The following is a 16457-nucleotide window of genomic DNA, read 5'->3' as shown; positions in this document are numbered from 1 at the left end:
TGGCGATTTATGCTGCGAAGCTAAAGATCTGGGGCCGCTTTGCGGCCCTTTTCGCGACACAAGGCCGCTCCCACAGGGCCAATGCAACCCTCGGCGCGAGTGATTTTTAATGGAACAACCTGTCGGCCAGCCAGCCTATGTGCTGCACAGCCGTGCCTATAAGGAAACCAGCGCGCTGGTGGACTTTTTCACCCCGCAGGGCCGCCTGCGCGCCGTGCTGCGTCGTGCGCGGGGTAAGGGCGGAAGCCTGGTGCGACCGTTCGTGTCGCTGGAGGTGGAGCTACGTGGGCGCGGCGAGCTGAAGAATGTCGGGCGCATGGACAGCACCGGCATCGCCGCCTGGCTGCACGGCGATGCGCTGTTCAGCGGGCTTTACCTCAATGAGCTGTTGATGCGCCTGCTGCCTGCCGAAGCGCCGTTCCCTGCCCTGTTCGAACACTACGCCTTGACCTTGCAGGCACTGAGTGCCGGTCGCCCGCTGGAACCGCTGCTGCGCTCGTTCGAATGGCGGCTGCTGGACGAACTCGGTTATGCGTTTTCCTTGCACCATGACGTCAACGGGCTGCCCATTGCCGCTGATGGCCTGTACCGCTTGCGCGTTGACGCCGGCCTGGAACGGGTTGAACTGGCGCAGCCCGGTCTGTTCCGTGGCACCGAACTGCTGGCCCTTGCCCAAACCGACTGGGATGCCCCTGGCGCCTTGCTCGCTGCAAAGCGGCTGATGCGCCAGGCACTGGCAGTTCACCTGGGGACAAAACCGCTGGTCAGTCGGGAACTGTTTCGCAAGCGCTGATCAGGACGTATGCTGTTGGGCTCAATCTTCAGGAGAGCCTTTCGTGACTCACAGCAACCGCATGCTTCTTGGCGTAAACATCGACCACGTGGCGACCCTGCGCCAGGCCCGTGGCACGCGCTACCCTGACCCGGTCAAGGCTGCCCTGGACGCCGAGGAAGCAGGCGCCGATGGCATCACCGTGCACCTGCGTGAAGACCGCCGGCACATCCAGGAGCGTGACGTTGTGCTGCTCAAGGATGTGCTGCAGACCCGCATGAACTTCGAGATGGGCGTCACCGAAGAGATGATGGCCTTTGCCGAGAAGATTCGCCCGGCGCACATCTGCCTGGTACCCGAAACCCGCCAGGAGCTGACCACAGAAGGTGGCCTGGATGTGGCAGGGCAGGAAGCGCGGATCAAGGCTGCAGTGGAACGGCTGTCGCGTACCGGTGCCGAGGTGTCGCTGTTCATCGACGCCGACGAGCGGCAGATCGAGGCCTCGCGTCGCGTTGGCGCACCGGCCATCGAGCTTCACACCGGCCGTTATGCCGATGCCGAAACCCCCACCGAAGTGGCTGAAGAGCTCAAGCGCATCGTCGAGGGTGTGGCGTTTGGCGTGGGGCAGGGGCTGATCGTCAATGCGGGTCACGGGCTGCACTACCACAACGTCGAGGCGGTGGCGGCGATCAAGGGGATCAATGAGCTGAACATTGGCCATGCGCTGGTGGCGCATGCCCTGTTTGTCGGCTTCAAGGCTGCTGTGGCCGAGATGAAGGCGCTGATCGTGGCCGCTTCGCGCTGATTGTTGGTCGCCATGTTGGCCCAAAGGCCAGCATGGCGGCCGATCACTCGGCAGGAAACACCAGGGTAAACCGGGTAGGCCCCAAGGGGCTGCTGTTCACGTCAACCCGCCCCCCGTGCAACTGCATGATCGACTTCACGATCGCCAACCCCAACCCGGTCCCGCCCTCCAGCCGCGAACGCCCCGAACCTACCCGGTAAAACCGCTCGAACAAGCGCGACTGGTGCTCTGCAGGCACACCCGGCCCCTGGTTCTCCACGGATAGCCTTACTGCGCTGCCCGAGCGTTCGATGCGCAGCGCCACGGGTTTACCCTCGGGACTGTGCCGTATGGCGTTGCTCAACAGGTTCGACAGTGCCCGCTGAAACATCAGCCGGTCTCCCAGCGCTGTTCCCCAGCCGTGAACACGTAGCTCAATTTCTTTCAGCTCGGCACTGTAGGCGAACAGCTCGACAACCCGCGCTGCCTCGTCGGCCAGCGCCAAGGGTTTCAATGCGACCTGCGTATGCGGCTGGCTGACCTGGGCAAGAAACAGCATGTCGTTGATGATGCGGTTGAGCCGGTTCAACTCATCGATGCTGTCTTCCAGCACTTCCCGATAGTTGGTGTTGTCTCGCTCACGGGCCAGTGTCACCTGCGCCTTGCCCATCAGGTTGCTCAACGGTGTACGCAGTTCATGGGCCAGGTCGTCAGAGAACTGCGACAGCTGCCTGACACCTTGGTCGAGTCGGTCGAGCATCACGTTGATGCTGCTGGCCAGTTCCGCCAATTCCTGCGGCAAGCCAGTGGCGGGCAAGCGATGTTGCAGGTCCTGGGCCGACACCTGCCCGGCAATGCGCCGGAAGCGCCGCAACGGCTTCAGGCCGCGCTGCATCAGCCACCAGGCCCCCGCACCAATCAAGACCAGTAGCAGTGGCAAGGCGAGCAACGTGGAGTGCAGGTAGGCTTGCAACAGGGCGTTGTCGTCGGCGCGGTTGAGCGACATCATCACCTTGACAGGGGTGTTGTCGCGCAGGCGCATCAGCCGGGTAACGGTGAGGATCTGGTTACCGCCGCTGTCACGCCAGGCGTGAAAGGCCAGGCGCGCATCGGTGTGCAGTTCACCGACGCGCGATTCCAGGGCCGGGCCGAGGCTGAGCAGATGCGGGTGGCGGCCGTCGAGCGCCGATACACTGAGGCTCAGGTTGTCATGCCCCATCACCAGGTCCAGCAGCGGATGGGCGCGGCTGCCCAGGTCCTCGCTGCGCAGGTCGACACGCAGGTTGTGCTCGACCTGAAGCATCTTGCGCGCCAAATCCTTGCGCGCGCGGCTGTCCAGTTCGTGATCCAGGGCAAACACGGCCAGCCAGGCCAGCAGCAGCACCAGTGCAGCGCCCATCAATGTCACGCTCAGCCCCAGGCGTAACGACAGGCTGGCGTTTTTCAAAGGCGAGCCTCAAGTACGTAGCCCACACCACGCAGGGTATGGATCAGCTTGTTGTCGAACGGGTCGTCGATCTTCGCACGCAGGCGGCGGATCGAGACCTCGACCACGTTGGTGTCGCAGTCGAAGTTCATGTCCCACACCAGCGAGATGATCTGCGTGCGCGACAACACTTCGCCAGTCTGGCGCATTAGCAGGTGCAGCAGGGCGAACTCCTTGGCGGTCAGGTCGATGCGCTGCCCGGCGCGGTACGCGCGGTGGCGGCCGGGGTCCAGTTCCAGGTCCGCGACGCGCAGGGTACTGGGCTGCAGTTGCTGGTCGTTGCGCCGCAGCAGGCTGCGGATGCGCGCCACTAGCTCAGGGAACTCGAAAGGCTTGAGCAGGTAGTCATCGGCGCCCAGGTCCAGGCCTTTTACCCGGTCGGCCAAGCGACCGTGGGCGGTCAGCATCATGATGCGCGTGGCCGATTCGGCACGTAGCCGCTGCAGCACGGTCCAGCCATCGATTTCGGGCAGGTTGACGTCGAGGATGACCAGGTCATAGGCCTGCTGGCGGCCCAGGTGCAGGCCGTCGGTGCCTGTGTGGGCGCAGTCGACTACGTAACCGTTTTCGCGAAGGCCTTGTTGCAGGTAGTCGGCGGTACGCAGCTCGTCCTCGATGATCAGTAGGCGCATGGTGGGCTCGGTGTGTTGAAAGGGAGCGATTCTTGACCCTGTAGTGACATCAGGGTCAAGCGCCCCAATGGTACGGCATGAAAAAAGGCCTGCGGAGCAGATAACGGATTTGTAATGCTGCTGTTATCTGGCTGTCTGTTCGGCCCTTTTCGCGGCTAAACCCGTTCCTGTAGGAGCGGGTTTACCCGCGAAGAGGCCCGAACAGCCAACACAAGGCCACATTGCAGGACTGTAATCCCCGCCTCACCTTGCCGTTAGCCAGCCCTCGCTAGGATGGCCGTGTCTGATCGGTTATTACGAGGCAAACACGATGAACCTGACCAAATACCTGCTGCTGGCCACCCTTGCCCTGGGCAGTGCCAGTGTTTATGCCGAGGGCGGTGCGGAGCGCTCGAAGCAGTTCTGGCAAGCGTTCCGCGAAGACCAGCAGCGCCTGCATGGCGACAAGCAACAGGCGGTTGCCGAGCGCGAGCGCAAGGCACAAGAGAAGGCTCGTGAGGTGGCGAAGGATTGAGGTAACGACACCTGCGCCGCGACGGCTCCTCGCCGCAGGTGTATTCAGGCGCCCCTGCGGGCGCCTTTTTTATTTGCGCGCCAGCAGGGTGGCGCGGCGTGGGGCAGGCAGGCCTTCGACGGTCTTGCTGTGGTCGTTCGGGTCGAGGAAATCGCTCAGCGACTGGTAGCGCATCCAATCGGTGCTGCGTTGCTCCTGGACGCTGGTCACGCTCACGTCGACGCAGCGCACATCGCTGAAGCCGGCACGGCGCAACCAGCGGGCCAACGCCGGTACTGACGGCAGGTACCAGACGTTGCGCATCTGTGCGTAGCGGTCCTCAGGCACCAGCACCTGGTTTTCGTCGCCCTCGATAACCAACGTTTCCAGCACCAGCTCGCCACCCTTGACCAGGCAGTCCTTGAGCGCCAGCAGGTGCTCGATGGGCGAGCGGCGGTGATAGAACACGCCCATGGAAAATACGGTATCGAAACCTTCCAGGTTGGCGGGCAGGTCTTCCAGGGCGAACGGCAGGTGCCAGGCCGGTAGCTCCGGCAGGTATTGCTGCACGGCCTGGAACTGGCAGAAGAACAGCCAGTTGGGGTCGACCCCGATCACCATGTCTGCGCCGGCCCCGAGCATGCGCCATTGGTAGTAGCCATTGCCACAGCCCACGTCGAGTACGCGTTTGCCTTTGAGGTCCAGGTGCGGGCCGACCCGCGACCACTTCCAGTCCGAACGCCATTCGGTGTCAACGTGCACCCCAAACAGGTCGAACGGCCCTTTGCGCCAGGGCGACAGGCCCATCAGTGCCTGGCGCATCTGCACGCGGGTGGTGTCGTCGCAGTCGCAATCCAGACGCAACCCGTTGACCAGGTCGATTTCACTGGGTTGCAGGGCGGGCAGGGCTTCCAGCGCCCCGCGCCAGCGGTCGAGGTCACCGTGACCCTTTTCCAGCTTGGCGTCCAGTTGCGCTTGCAGGCCTTGCGACCAGGAAGCCAGGGGCGTGCCCGCCAGGCGGCGGACGAGGGAAGACAGATCGATCATGGCAGGGCTATCAACGAGGCGAAGTTAAGGCATTGGAACCAGGGCACCACTTTCGAGAAGCCGGCTGCGCGCAGGCGTTCCTGGTGGGTTTCGAGTGTATCGGGCTTCATCACGTTCTCGATGGCACTGCGCTTCTGGGCGATCTCCAGTTCGCTGTAACCATTGGCCCGTTTGAAATCCAGGTGCAGTTCATTGAGCAGGTCCTGCGCTTGCTCATCGGCGAAGCGCAGCTTCTCTGACAGAATCAGCGCACCGCCGGGCAGCAGCGCCTGGCGGATTCGCCCGAGTAGTTCAAGGCGCTGGTCAGGGGCAATGAACTGCAGGGTGAAATTCATCGCCACTACCGAAGCCGGCTCGAAGGGCAGGGCAAGGATATCGGCCTCCAGCACGTGCACCGGCAGCAACTCCTGGAACATCGAATCCTGTGCAGTGAGGTACTGCCGGCAGCGCTCGACCATGGCGGCGGAGTTATCCACGGCAATTACCCGGCAGCCGTCGCTGCGCACATGGCGACGCAGCGACTGGGTAACGGCACCCAGCGATGCGCCCAGGTCGTACAGTGCGGTGCCTGGCTGAGCGAACCGCGCGGCCAGCACCCCGAGGTTCTCGACAATGGTTGGGTAACCGGGCACCGAGCGCTTGATCATGTCCGGGAACACACGCACGACGTCTTCGTTGAAGACGAAGTCGGGCACCTGCTCCAGGGGTTGGGAGAAAAGGCGGTCGGGTTGTTTGCTCACGGCGAATCCAGGCGGCTGGTGATAGGCAGGGGGCGCATTCTAGCCAAACCGCAGCCCGGATGCATGGTTGGCTGACCAGCGCTTTGCGTTCAATCGACCCGAATGGCGCAATCGAAGGTCTGCACCGGGCGCACTTCCGGGGCCCAGGGTTGCTGGTAGACCAATACCAGATTCCCTTCGCCAGTCGCGCGGGCCTGGAAGCGCCAGGTCGACATGCCGGAGCTGCCAACGATACCGGTGTCTTCAGGCGCGCTGTAAACCTCGGGGCCAAGGCTTTGCAATACGTTGGGCGCCGGGTTCTGTAGCAGCCAGCGGTAGCCGGTGGTGGGATTGCTGGGCAGGGTGAGCGTGAGGATCTGACCGACCTGCAGGCGCTTTGGGCATTCGCTTTCGGCGTCCAGGTCAACAGGCTGCGAGGGTTGTTGCGCGCAGGCAGAAAGCAGGGCGAAGCTCAGGGGAACGAGCAGGCGAGGAGAGGTCATGGTGGCTCCAAAGGCTGGCGATGGCCTGAGGATAACCGATGATCGAGGACATTTGTGTTGCCTGTGCCGGCCCTTTCGCGAGCAAGCCCGCGCCTGCACGGATAACATACCCGTGCAGGCGCGGGCTTGCCCGCGAAGAGGCCAGTGCAGGCTAGAACAGCACTTTCGCCACGTCGGCGAAGCGTTTGGCGAAATGCACTGTCAGGCCTTCGCGCAGGTAGTCCGGCAGTTCTTCGAAGTCGCCGCGGTTAGGCTCCGGCAATATCAGTTCGAAAATCTTCTGCCGCCGCGCCGCAATCACCTTCTCGCGCACACCGCCAATCGGCAGTACCTGGCCGGTGAGGGTCAGCTCGCCCGTCATGGCGACACCTTTTTTGGCAGGCTGGTCCCGGGCCAGTGAAAGCAAGGCGCTGGCCATTGTGATGCCGGCACTGGGGCCGTCCTTGGGCGTGGCGCCTTCGGGTACGTGCAGGTGGATGAACGCTTCGTTGAAGAACCCTGGATCCCCGCCAAATTGCTTGAGGTTGGAGCTGATGTAGCTGTAGGCAATTTCGGCGGATTCCTTCATCACGTCACCCAGTTTGCCCGTCAGCTTGAAGCCGCGGTTGTGGGTGTGGATGCGGGTCGCCTCGATCGGCAGCGTAGCGCCGCCCATGCTGGTCCAGGCCAGGCCGGTGATGACGCCTTTGCCAGCCAGTACCTGCTCGCTGCGAAACACCGGTATGCCGAGTGCGGTCTCAAGGTCCTTGGTGCCGATCTTAAGCTTGGCGTCGGGGTTTTCCAGCAGCTTGACCACGGCCTTGCGCACCAGTTTGCCCAGTTGCTTCTCCAGCTGGCGCACGCCGGCCTCGCGGGCATAACCGTCGATCACCAGGCGCAGGGCACTGTCGCTGATGCTGAGGCTGGTTTTGGAAACGCCGGCCTTTTCCAGCTGCTTGGGCCACAGGTGGCGCTTGGCGATGGTCATTTTTTCTTCGGTGATATAGCCGGACAGGCGGATCACTTCCATGCGGTCGAGCAACGGCCCGGGTATCGAATCGAGGGTGTTGGCCGTGCACACGAACAGCACCTTGGACAAGTCCAGGCGCAGGTCGAGGTAGTGGTCGAGGAAGTCGACGTTCTGCTCGGGGTCGAGGGTTTCCAGCAACGCTGACGCCGGGTCACCCTGATAGCTCTGGCCCATCTTGTCGATTTCATCGAGCATGATCACCGGGTTCATCACTTCGACGTCTTTCAGGGCCTGTACCAGCTTGCCGGGCTGGGCGCCGATGTAGGTGCGGCGGTGGCCCTTGATCTCGGCTTCGTCACGCATGCCACCGACGCTGAAGCGATAGAACGGCCGGCCGAGGGATTCGGCGATGGACTTGCCGATGCTGGTCTTGCCCACCCCGGGCGGGCCCACCAACAGCACGATCGAGCCACTGATTTCGCCTTTCCAGGCGCCCACGGCGAGGAACTCGAGGATGCGCTCCTTGATGTCGTCGAGGCCGGCGTGGTACTGGTCGAGGACTTTGCGGGCATGTTTGAGGTCGAGCTTGTCTTTGCCGTACACGCCCCACGGCAAGGCGGTGGCCCACTCCAGATAGTTGCGGGTGACGGCGTATTCGGGCGAGCCGGTTTCCAGGATGGCCAGTTTGCCCATCTCTTCATCGATGCGCTTGCGGGCCTGGGGCGGCAGGGTCTTGCCTTCCAGGCGCTGTTCGAACTGTTCGAGGTCGGCGCTGCGGTCGTCCTTCGTCAGCCCCAGCTCCTGCTGAATGACCTTGAGTTGTTCCTTGAGGAAGAATTCGCGCTGGTGCTCGCCGATTTGCCGGTTGACCTCGGCCGAGATCTCGTTCTGCAAGCGTGCAACTTCCACCTCTTTGCGTAGCATTGGCAGGACCTTTTCCATGCGTTTGAGCATGGGCACGCAGTCGAGCACTTCCTGCAACTGGTTGCCGGTGGCCGAGGTGAGCGCGGCGGCGAAGTCGGTGAGCGGCGAAGGGTCGTTGGGGCTGAAGCGGTTGAGGTAGTTCTTCAGCTCTTCGCTGTACAGCGGATTGAGCGGCAGCAGCTCTTTGATCGCGTTGATCAGTGCCATGCCGTAGGCTTTGACCTCGTCGGTCGGCTCGGCGGGCTGGCGCGGGTATTCGACTTCGACCAGGTAGGGCGGGCGGTGGTGCTTGAGCCAGTTGCGGATGCGCACCCGGGACAGGCCCTGGGCGACGAACTGCAATTTGCCGTTTTCGCGGCTGGCATGGTGCACCTTGACCAGCGTGCCGTACTGCGGCAATGCCGAGGTGTCGAAGTGGCGGTGGTCTTCTGGCGGGGTGTCCATGAAGAACAGCGCCAGGCAGTGGTCCGGTGACTTGGCCACCAGATCGAGCGTTTCGGCCCAGGGTTCTTCATTGACGATGACCGGTAGTACCTGTGCCGGGAAGAACGGGCGGTTGTGGATCGGGATGACGTAGACTTTGTCCGGCAGCTGCTGGCCGGGCAGCGCGAGGGCGTGGCCGGTTTCAGCCCGGAGGGTGTGTTCGACTTCGCTGTGTTCGTCCGGGTGTTCCGGGAAATCCTGCTGGTCGCTCATGGGGCACCTGCGTGAATGACAATGGTGCTTAGATGGGGCGCGATGGGATGGGTTTCAATGGCGTGGGAGCGGCCTTGTTTCGCGATTGGGCTGCGCAGCAGCCCCAGGATCCCTCCAGCATTCTAGATCGTTGGGGCCGTAGCGCGACCCAATCGCGACACAAGGCCGCTCCCGCAGGGTTGAGCCTGCGGGAGCGGTGTAGCTTAGTCAGCTAATTTGTAAGCGATGATGTAATCGCCCATCTTGGTGCCCAGCGAGCCATGGCCGCCGGCAGTCACCAGCACGTACTGCTTGCCATCCTTGCCGGTGTAGCTCATCGGCGTGGCCTGGCCACCCGCTGGCAGGCGTGCTTTCCACAACTCCTTGCCGTTGTTCACGTCATAGGCGCGCAGGTACTGGTCTAGCGTGCCGCTGAGGAAACCGACGCCACCGGCGGTGACGATCGAGCCCCCCATGCTCGGCACGCCAACCGGCAGGCCGATCGGCACCGGGGTGCTGTCGCGGGTGGTGCCGTTCTTGTGTTTCCACACAACCTTGTTGGTGAACAGGTCGATGGCGGCGACGTAGCCCCAGGCGGGTGCCTGGCACGGTACGCCGAGCGGCGACATGAACGGGTGCATGGTCACTGCATACGGTGCGCCGGTGTTCGGCTGTACGCCGCTGGTCTCGCTTTCGCGCTTGCTGCCTTCGGCAACCTGCTCACGCGGGACCATCTTGGACACGAACGCCATGTAATTGGGCGAAGTGAACAGCAACTGGCGCACCGGGTCGACCGACACGCTGCCCCAGTTGAATACACCGACGTTGCCGGGGTAGACCAACGAACCTTGTTCGGATGGCGGGGTGTACTGGCCTTCGTAGCGCAGTTCGCGGAACTGGATGCGGCACAGCATCTGGTCGAATGGCGTGGCGCCCCACATGGCCTGTTCGGTCAGCTCTGGGCCGAGCAGGTTGAGGTCGGAGCGTGCCTGGGTTGGCGAGGTGTGGTCGCCTTGCACTGCGCCTTGTGGGGTGGGGATCTCGCGGATCGGCACAATTGGCGTACCGTCGCGGCGGTCGAGCACGTACAGGCTGCCTTGCTTGGTCGGTACGATGATCGCCGGTTTCACGCCATCGTCGGTTTTCAGGTGTACCAGGGTCGGCTGGCTGCCGACGTCCATGTCCCACAGGTCGTGGTGGGTGAACTGATAGTTCCAGCGTGCCTTGCCGGTGGCCAGGTCAAGGGCGACCACGCCGGCACTGTACTTCTCGGCGCCCGGGGTGCGGTCGGCGCCCCACTGGTCCGGGGTCTGGTTGCCCAGCGGCAGGTAGATCATGCCAAGGTCTTCGTCGACGCTGGCGATTGACCACATGTTGGCCGAGTTGCGGCTGTACATTTTGCCGGCAGCCAATGGCTTGGTGTCGTCCGGGTTGTTGCTGTCCCAGTTCCACACCAGGTGGCCGTCGTGCACATCGTAGGCGCGGATCACCCCGGACGGCTCATTGGTCGATTCGTTGTCGGTGACGTGGCCACCGATGATCACCAGGTCACGGGTAATCGCAGCAGGCGAGGTGGAGTAATAGCCGCCGGCGGTGAACGGGCCAATACCGGTGGTGAGGTCGATCACGCCCTGGTTGGCGAAGCCTTCGCAGACCTTGCCATTGTCGGCGTTGATGGCGATCAGGCGGGCATCCGCAGTCGGCAGGTAGAGACGACGCGGGCAGGCTTGGGCCACCGCCTGGCCTGCGTCGGTAATTTTCGGTGCCGGGCTGCCATCGCGGCTGACGTAGCGGTTTTCGTCATAGTACGAGACGCCACGGCACGTCATGTGGGCAAAGCCTTTGAAGGTGCCGGTCGGGCTCTTGACCTGCGGGTCGTAGCGCCAGATTTCCGCGCCAGTGTCCGGGTCCAGCGCCAGCAGGCGGCTGTGCGCGGTGCAGGCATACAGCATACCGTTGACCTTCAGCGGGGTGTTCTGGTTGGTCAGCTCCACCGGGTCGTTTTCGGTCGGCAGATCACCGGTACGAATGCGCCAGGCCTCTTCCAGGCGGTAGGCGTTCTGCGGGGTGATCTGGTGCAGCGGCGAGTAGCGGTCGCCATGCTCGGTACGGCCGTAGGCCTGCCATTCGCCGTCGGGCATGGCCGGTGCGGCACTGGCCATTTCGCTGCTGTCGCGGCCCAGTTCGCCGAACACTTCACCGGGATGGGTGAACTGGCTGCCCAGCGCGCAAGCGCCCGAAGCGACGACTGCCACGCCGAGCAGTGCAGTATTGGCTTTGCTGGCCGGGCCGATCAGCGGGCGACGTGCCCACGGGAGCAGCAGCACCACGCCGATGGCGAACCAGATGGCCAGACGGGGCACCAGTTGCCACCAGTCCAGGCCCACCTCGAGCAGGGCCCAAACGGTGCTGCCCAGCAGCATCAGGCCATACAGGCCCAGGGCGATCTGGCGTTGGGCCAGCAGCAGGATGCCCGAAAGGGCAAAGCCGATACCGGCGATCAGGTAGTACAGCGATCCGCCCAGCTGGCTCAGCTTGATACCGCCGGCCAGCAGGGCCAGGCCCATCAGCAACAGCAGCGCGCCAATCAGGCGCGGTAGCCAGCGGCTTCCTTGGTTGGCACCTTCAGTGCTCATCGTAGGTTCTCCGTCAGGTCAAAAAAGGGGTTAGAAACTGCTCTGGATCTTCAGGCCGCCGATCAGGGCGCCATCGACCTGCGACACCCCGCCCGGGTGGCGGATGTACTGCAGGTTGGGGCGTACCGTGAGCCAGTCGGCCAAATGGATGCCGTAGTACAGCTCGGCGCTGTACTCGGTGTCCTGCACGGGCAGGAAGCCTGGGTTGTCGTAGTCGTAGAGGCCGGCGGCCTGGTTGGCCAGGCGGGCGTTCTTGCGATAGGCAGGGTTGACGTGCACGCGCGCCAGGGCGAAACCGATGTCGTCCTTGGCGCGGGCATCGAAGGGCCCTTTGAATACCAGTCCTGCCTGCAGATAGTTGTCGATGGCATTGGTCTTCTTGTCATGCACGGTGGCGTTGGCGAACACGCTCAAGCCGCGTGACTGGTCGGACGCCAGCGAGGTGACCTGCTGCTGGGCGCCAATCCACAAGCCGTGCTTGCTCGAGCTGCTGCGGTAGGCGGCGCCGCTGATGGCGGCCGGCTGACCGTTGCTGTCCTTGAGAACATCTTGTGCCTTGGCATTACTGTAGTAGTAGCCGGCACGATATTCCCCTTTCAAGCCTTGGATGCGTGGGGCCCATACCAGTTCGAACGGCATTACCGCACCTTGGGTGCCGCTGCCGCTGAGCTTGAAACCATTGCCAGATTCGAGGTTGGAAGGGTTCTGCTCGTAGACGCCGACCTGTGCGTACAGCTCGGGGGTAAGGTTGTAGCGCACGCGCAGGGCCCACTGGCTGACTGGCCAGTTGTACCAGATGCCACCTACCCAGTTGCCCACCTGCGAGCCGCAGAAGGCCAGGTTCTGGAAGTCGCAAGGGAAGCTGTTGAAGTCCTCGCCTTCACCGAAGCGGCCGAATTTCACATCCAGCGCACCCTCGAAGTACTTCTGCTTGATCCACATCTGCGTCAGCCGCCAGGTTTCGCCGCGGCCCCAGACTTCCTGGGCGGAGGTGAAGCCGCCGACACGCGGGTCGTTGATGCGGTCGTTGCTGATGTTGTCGCCGTGGCGCTCGGTGACGGTCAGCTGGAATTCGGTGTCGTGCCAGCCGAGGATCTTGTCCAGGTCCAGGTGGCTGCCAAAGGTGAACTGGTCGCTGTAGCGCGCGGTGCGGTCGTGGTCGTAGCCGCCGTGCAGGTTGCTGCCCATCTCGCCGGTGTAGCCAAGGGTGAAGTCGTAGCCCTTTTCCAGCAATTCGCTGCGGGTTCCCCCCCAGTCGCCAAGCATCCACGGGGAATCGCTGGCGAACATTTCGCTGGCGCTGACGGGGGTTGCCAAGGCACTGAGGGCGAGGCCGATGTAACAGGTTTTAGGCAGTTGGAGCATGAGATAGCGCTATCTTTTGATTATTGAAAAAACGGCAAGCGCATCGAAGGGCGTACCCTTCAATGGATATGGCGACAAGGTTGTTCGATGAAGCGTTTCAGCTTGCGGCGGGAGGATATAGGGGAAGTTATAAGAAAAAAAGACAAATTGTCGCAGAGGATTGTTGTTGAACGGGCAACAGTCGTTGTTAATCGAGGCAAGTGTAGGAGCGGGTTCACCCGCGAATGCGCCGGTTGCACTTCCATCGTATTCGCGGGTGAACCCGCTCCTACACCGATCTTCGTCGTTTGTGGTTCAGAAGGTCGTACGCAACCCCACTTCCACACTACGCCCCGGTGCCGGTGCGATATCGCGCAGGATCGAACTGGCGTAGCGCACGGTCTGGTCGGTGAGGTTTTCGCCGCGCACAAACGCCAGCCACTGGCTCTGGCCAATGTCGAAGCGGTAGCCAACGCTCGCCCCCAAGGTGGTGTAGCCATCGGTGCCGGTTTCGTTGGCGGGTTTGCGGTGCTGCGACGCAGCGTGCTGCACGTCTACCCGCGCCTGCCAGCGGTCCAGTTCCCAGACCAGGCCGCTGTTCAGGCGCAGCGGAGCGATGCGGGGCAGTGGCTCGCCGCTGTCCAGGTTCTTGGCCCGGGTGTAGTCACCAGACAACTCCAGCGCAAAGCTGCCGTAACGGTTCTCGACCAGCTGCCAGCGGTCCTGGGCCTCAACCCCGTAGAAGCGCGCCCGCACCCCTTGATACTGATATTCCGGGTAGCCGTCGCCATGATCGTGGTCGTGGTCATCCTCGTCATGGTCGTGATCATGCCCCCCCTCACGCAGGTTGCCGGTGCCGATCAGGCCGATGTAGTTGCGAAAGTGGCTGTAGAACACCCCGACACTGCCCTTGTGGGTGCCGTTGTCAAAGCGCAGCGCCAGGTCGGCGGAAATGGCCTTTTCCTTGTTCAGGCTGGCATCACCGACTTCAAAGGCACCGGTGGCCACGTGGGCGCCGTTGGCATACAACTCGTAGAAGGTCGGGGCGCGCTCGGTGTAGCCGAGGCTGGCCGCCAGCGACCAGACCGGGTCGAGCTGGTACACCGCGCCTGAAGACAGGCTGAAGGCGTTGAAGCTGCTGGCGCTGTCGGCGTCGACGAAGTGCTCGTTGCCTTTGGCGTCCGGGTCTACGCGGGTGTGCTCCATGCGCGCGCCCAGGCTCAGGTTCAGGCGTTCGGTGGCTTGCCACTGCTCCAGCATGAACAGCGCCAGGCTGTCGGTATCGGTGTGCGGGACGAAAGCTTCCTCGCCCAGGGCGGAGAATTCGTTGCGGCTGACCTGGGCACCAATTACCCCTTCCACCGGCCCGAGCGGCTGGTGACGCGCTTCGATGCGCGCTTCGTAGCCCTTGTTCTTGAAGGTGGTATGGACCTCGCCCTCCTCGATTTCGCTGTGTTCGTAGTCGGTGTAGCCGGCATCTACCTTGACCGAGCTGAACGGGCCGTCGAGGTCGCGCAGTTCGGAGGCGAAGGCGTAGTGATCCTGTTTCATGTCCAGGCGCACGCCGGGCTCGGCCACCGAGCCGTAGTTGCTGTCGTAGCGGCTGTACGACAGGCCGGCGTAGCCGTGGTCCCAGTGGTAGGAACCACCGATTGCGCCGCCGTCCTGGCGGCCGTCGCTGTTTTCCAGGCGGTGTTTACTGCCGGGCTCGTCGGCATCGCGCACCTTGGCGCTGCGTGCGTAGCCCGGGATGCGCAGGTCGTTGAACTGGCGGCTGTTGGCGTCCAGATGCAGGGCGAAGGCGCCATTGCCGGCCTCCAGCTTACCGGCGCTGCTGCGGGTGGTGTCGGCACCGCCGTAACGCAGTTCACCGGCACCGTGGATGCCTTCGATCGGCGAGTCCGGAATGCGGTTGTCAAAGGTGTTGACCACGCCGCCGATCGCGTTGCCGCCATACAGCAAGGCGGCCGGACCACGGACGATTTCGACGCGGTCGACCGTCACCGGGTCCAGGGGGACGGCGTGGTCATAGGACAGCGACGAAGCATCCAGAGCGCCGACGCCGTTGCGCAGAATGCGGATGCGGTCGCCGTCCAGGCCGCGAATGACCGGTCGGCTGGCGCCAGGGCCAAACCAGGTGGAGGCGACACCGGGCTGCTTGTTCAGGGTTTCACCCAGGCTGCCGTGCTGTTGTTGCAGCAGGTTTTCGCCTTCGAGCACGGAACTGGGGGCGGCCAGTTGGCGGTTACCCAATGGGTTGGCGGTGATGACCTGCGGCTCGAGTTCTACAGCCTGGCTGGGGGATGCAGCCAGCCAGAGTGCGACGGCAAGGGGAGAGAGACGAAGCGGTGTGTACAGCATGAGGATGGGGCGTTCCTTGGCAGATGTTTTAATGTTACAACATAACATAACTATTCCATCACAGAGGTTTTGCCCCTGACCAGCGATTTTTCTGTCGACTCGACGGATCCCTCCCACCACTACACTCGTGTAAGGTGCGCATCTTTCCTACGGAGCACAGCATGAGCACGGCCCAACACAACGCGCTGCACGGCAAGACCCTTGAACAGATCCTCACCGAGCTGGTGGCGCATTACCAATGGCAGGGCCTGGCCGAGCGCATCGATGTGCGCTGCTTCAAGAGCAACCCGACCATCAAGTCGAGCCTGACGTTCCTGCGCAAAACACCGTGGGCGCGGGAGAAGGTCGAGCAGCTGTACGTGAAGCTGCAGCGTCAGGCCTGACATGTCGCGTCGCCCTTGGCTGACCGGCATGGCTGCGCTTGGCTGGTTCGGCCTGGCCGTGCAGGTGAACCTGGTACTGCTGGCGCGTTGGCAGGAACAGGCCAGCCTGATTGGCGGCCTGATCAATGTGTTTGGCTACTTCACCGTGCTGACCAATACCCTGGTGGCGACGGTGCTCAGCTATGCCGCGTTCGGTCGGGAAGGCCGTGGCAAACGCTTTTTCCTGTCGCCCTCGGTTAGCTCAGCAGTGGCTGCCAGTATCGTGCTGGTGGCGCTGGCCTACAGCGTGCTGCTGCGTCATTTGTGGCAACCACAGGGTTGGCAATGGCTGGCGGACGAGTTGCTGCACGACGTGATGCCGGTGCTGTATGCCTTGTACTGGTGGTGCGAGGTGCCCAAGGGCAGGTTGCGGCTATGGCATTTGCTGGTGTGGGCGGTGTACCCGGCGGTCTACTTTGGTTATGCGCTGTGGCGGGGGAGCGAGATTGGCGTGTATGCCTACCCGTTCATCGATGTGGCCAGCCTGGGATATGGGCAGGTGATGCTCAACGCCCTGGGGGTGCTGGCGGGTTTCTGGGGGATAGGGCTGGTGTTGCTTGGGCTGGATCGGTGGCGGGGGCTGCAAAGGCTGGTTTGACCTGTACCGGCCTCTTCGCGGGCAAGCCCGCGCCCACAGAGAAATCACATGCCCAGGGGGCTGTGGTATTCGCTGTGGGGCGGGGGACTCGCGGTGCCCAACAGCAGGGCAC

The 16457-nt window shown here is 63.1% G+C and carries 14 protein-coding genes; 5 read left to right on the top strand and 9 right to left on the bottom strand.

All coding sequences use genetic code 11. The annotated features are described in order from the left end of the window. Window positions 1-109: 109 nt before the first annotated feature. A complete protein-coding gene (recO, locus tag LVS58_RS05175; protein ID WP_233690149.1) occupies window positions 110-793 on the top strand; it encodes a DNA repair protein RecO in 684 nt (227 codons plus the stop codon). 61 nt (window positions 794-854) lie between these two features. Further along, window positions 855-1577 (top strand): pyridoxine 5'-phosphate synthase, encoded by a 723-nt coding sequence (pdxJ, locus tag LVS58_RS05170; protein WP_267954295.1) that lies wholly within the window; start codon window positions 855-857, stop codon window positions 1575-1577. 43 nt (window positions 1578-1620) lie between these two features. On the opposite strand, the gene LVS58_RS05165 is transcribed toward pdxJ, so the two are convergent. Together LVS58_RS05165 and LVS58_RS05160 are read right to left on the bottom strand one after the other, a co-directional pair. After that, on the bottom strand, window positions 1621-3003 hold the full coding sequence (locus LVS58_RS05165; RefSeq protein ID WP_233690147.1) for a heavy metal sensor histidine kinase: 1383 nt from the start codon (window positions 3001-3003) through the stop codon (window positions 1621-1623). Next, window positions 3000-3674, bottom strand: a complete 675-nt coding sequence (locus LVS58_RS05160) for a heavy metal response regulator transcription factor (protein ID WP_233690146.1) — start codon at window positions 3672-3674, stop codon at window positions 3000-3002. Before LVS58_RS05160 ends, LVS58_RS05165 begins: the two co-directional genes overlap by 4 nt. 310 nt (window positions 3675-3984) lie before the next feature. Here LVS58_RS05160 and LVS58_RS05155 point away from each other — a divergent pair, with 310 nt between their 5' ends. Beyond that, window positions 3985-4188 (top strand): hypothetical protein, encoded by a 204-nt coding sequence (locus LVS58_RS05155; protein ID WP_003252072.1) that lies wholly within the window; start codon window positions 3985-3987, stop codon window positions 4186-4188. A 69-nt stretch (window positions 4189-4257) separates the two neighbouring features. Here the strand turns inward: LVS58_RS05155 and cmoB are convergent, their stop codons facing one another. The 7 genes from cmoB to LVS58_RS05120 form a co-directional block, all read right to left on the bottom strand. After that, window positions 4258-5214: a tRNA 5-methoxyuridine(34)/uridine 5-oxyacetic acid(34) synthase CmoB gene (gene cmoB, locus LVS58_RS05150; RefSeq protein WP_233690145.1), complete on the bottom strand. Its 957-nt coding sequence runs from the start codon at window positions 5212-5214 to the stop codon at window positions 4258-4260. Beyond that, window positions 5211-5954, bottom strand: a complete 744-nt coding sequence (gene cmoA / locus LVS58_RS05145) for a carboxy-S-adenosyl-L-methionine synthase CmoA (protein WP_004575434.1) — start codon at window positions 5952-5954, stop codon at window positions 5211-5213. The genes cmoB and cmoA overlap by 4 nt, the downstream gene beginning before the upstream one ends. A gap of 89 nt (window positions 5955-6043) precedes the next feature. Continuing rightward, window positions 6044-6436 carry a protease inhibitor I42 family protein gene (locus tag LVS58_RS05140; protein WP_233690144.1) on the bottom strand — a complete coding sequence of 131 codons (393 nt, stop codon included), beginning with the start codon at window positions 6434-6436 and terminating at the stop codon, window positions 6044-6046. 151 nt (window positions 6437-6587) lie between these two features. Then, the gene (gene lon, locus LVS58_RS05135) at window positions 6588-9005 is read right to left on the bottom strand and encodes an endopeptidase La (protein ID WP_233690143.1); all 2418 of its coding nucleotides are present in this window, start codon (window positions 9003-9005) and stop codon (window positions 6588-6590) included. A 203-nt stretch (window positions 9006-9208) separates the two neighbouring features. Next, a complete protein-coding gene (locus LVS58_RS05130) occupies window positions 9209-11620 on the bottom strand; it encodes a glucose/quinate/shikimate family membrane-bound PQQ-dependent dehydrogenase (RefSeq protein WP_233690142.1) in 2412 nt (803 codons plus the stop codon). A gap of 30 nt (window positions 11621-11650) precedes the next feature. Continuing rightward, the gene (locus tag LVS58_RS05125) at window positions 11651-12985 is read right to left on the bottom strand and encodes a carbohydrate porin (RefSeq protein WP_233690141.1); all 1335 of its coding nucleotides are present in this window, start codon (window positions 12983-12985) and stop codon (window positions 11651-11653) included. Between the two features lie 294 nt (window positions 12986-13279). After that, window positions 13280-15325 (bottom strand): TonB-dependent receptor, encoded by a 2046-nt coding sequence (locus tag LVS58_RS05120; protein WP_233690140.1) that lies wholly within the window; start codon window positions 15323-15325, stop codon window positions 13280-13282. 161 nt (window positions 15326-15486) lie between these two features. Between LVS58_RS05120 and LVS58_RS05115 the strand changes: the two genes are divergently transcribed. Further along, complete coding sequence (locus tag LVS58_RS05115) at window positions 15487-15708, top strand: VF530 family DNA-binding protein (RefSeq protein WP_003252112.1); 222 nt, start codon at window positions 15487-15489, stop codon at window positions 15706-15708. 1 nt (window position 15709) lies between these two features. Continuing rightward, window positions 15710-16345: a Pr6Pr family membrane protein gene (locus tag LVS58_RS05110; protein ID WP_233690139.1), complete on the top strand. Its 636-nt coding sequence runs from the start codon at window positions 15710-15712 to the stop codon at window positions 16343-16345. The last annotated feature ends 112 nt before the right edge of the window (window positions 16346-16457 follow it).

The organism is Pseudomonas sp. JR33AA, assembly GCF_021378985.1.
Lineage (GTDB): Bacteria > Pseudomonadota > Gammaproteobacteria > Pseudomonadales > Pseudomonadaceae > Aquipseudomonas > Aquipseudomonas alloputida.
The sequence above is the reverse complement of the archived record's forward strand: the minus strand, read 5'-3'. Positions and strand labels throughout refer to the sequence as shown.